Consider the following 1,718-nt stretch of genomic DNA (forward strand, 5'->3'; position numbering starts at 1 on the left):
TTATGGCGATATAATCAAAGCCGTTTGCCTTAACCTCATCCCACGAGGCGGTCCCGCCGTTTATCAGTAGAACTCTGCCACTCTCGTCCGTTTCGTATTCGTCCATTTCGTCGTCGTAGTGGGTGCTATAGCCAAATTTTACGCGGGTCTTGCGCGGCGGTAGATTAAATTTCACTATATAGCGACGGGCTACTTTTTCTGCATCGAGCCTGTCGCGAAACGTCGCGCTTTAGCCGTGCGCAGTGCTATCAAAAAGTAAAATTTCCTCGCCCGTTTTTACGCATTTGATTGCGAACTTGTGAGGCATGAGCTCGTCCTCATAAGTCTGCGGCGATGGACTTTTCTAAATTTTTCGCCCTGCCTAGGATCGTTATGGCTCTGCGCTCGCATATATTTACGCACCTGTAGCAAAGCGTGCACTCATCGCCGAATTGCGCCTTTTTGCAAGCGAGCTTTATGTTTTGCATCGGACAGGGTTTGACGCAAGCCCCGCAGCCGATGCATCGCGATGGATCAAGGCTCGGTTTGCGCTTAGCAAAGGGGCCTTTATCCCAAATTTTCATCCAAAGTCGTTGTCCTAAAAACCCTGCGATACGACAGAGCGCGCCCAGCCCCTCTTGCGGCGGACGATTTGCGCTAAGCGCCTCCGCAACGCGTCTGACTTTAGCGTCCGCCTCTTTGATTATGCGCTCGTTTTTCGCTTGCGAGTAGCTGAAAATCGCCACGTCGAGGATGAACGCGGGCATTTTGATATGAGCGCCGCCCGTTATGTTGGCGCCGAATTGTTTTAAAACTCTAGCCGCGCACCCTGCCCCGTCGCCGCTGAAAATCTCCATCGTAGCGAGGATGAATACGTTTTTGCCGCTAAAGCTCGCGCCGTTTCGGTAGAGGAAGTCGCGCACGATACGCGGTAGGTCGCTAAAATAGATAGGATATGCCAAAATGACGTCGTTGTGGTGCTTTAAAAGCTCGCCGCAGGCCTCGCTCTCGATCGAGACGCAGACGCCGCCGAGATGAGCGATGAGATTACCCGCGCAATGCTTCGTGTTGCCCGTGGCGCTAAAATAGATCGCTATCATGCCCGTCTCCCAAGCTTACTTTATGTGACGAATTTTAGCGAAATTTAGCGCCGTTGATTGCTAATAGGATGAAATTTTACGCAAAAAGCGCATGAAATTTTAAAATCTGATCGCGCGATTGCACCGCGGCGTCATAAAAGCGGCGGTTAAACCTAGTGTGCGCGATATGCACAAAACAGAGCTTACGCAGCGTGGACTCGGAAGCAGTCGTAAAATTTAGCGTTATGAAATTTTAAAATTTTAAGCATTTGAAATTTTATGCTTTGAATTTTACCGCCGCGGCGTTTGGCGACGGTACGGACGGTTCGCTGCTACTGCGCGCGCCGCCCGGCCCTCTCTAGCGCTACAGCTCGCGAGACAGAGCCTTTTTAGACCGCGCACATTTTACCGCTTCGCACGCTAAGCCGCCTTGCCGGCCGCAATGTGCTTTGCCGCCTCGTATATGATCGTAGATAGCGACACGCCGCGATTTATATGGGCCGTTTAGGGCGTGCGGAGTATTTCGGCGCAAAGCATGTATGGCTACTTTGCGCCGAAATTTAATAAAGCGCGCGTTGACAACCGCTTCGCGCCGAAATTTCGCGGGCGCTAAATTTAAGCCCCGATTGTTTCGCCCGCGATCATTCCAAAAACCATACA

The 1,718-nt window shown here is 51.5% G+C and carries 1 protein-coding gene; it reads right to left on the minus strand.

The genetic code is table 11. From position 1 onward, the window contains the following. Nucleotides 1-317 precede the first annotated feature (317 nt). Complete coding sequence (locus Q0340_RS00300; RefSeq protein ID WP_298081686.1) at nt 318-1,079, minus strand: EFR1 family ferrodoxin; 762 nt, start codon at nt 1,077-1,079, stop codon at nt 318-320. Between the last annotated feature and the right edge of the window lie 639 nt (nt 1,080-1,718).

This window comes from uncultured Campylobacter sp., from assembly GCF_938045595.1.
Taxonomy (GTDB): Bacteria; Campylobacterota; Campylobacteria; order Campylobacterales; family Campylobacteraceae; genus Campylobacter_B.

Coding starts and splice junctions, on each gene's coding strand:
- Q0340_RS00300 (WP_298081686.1), bottom strand. CDS start 1,079: ATGATAGCGATCTATTTTAGCGCCACGGGCAACACGAAGCATTGCGCG.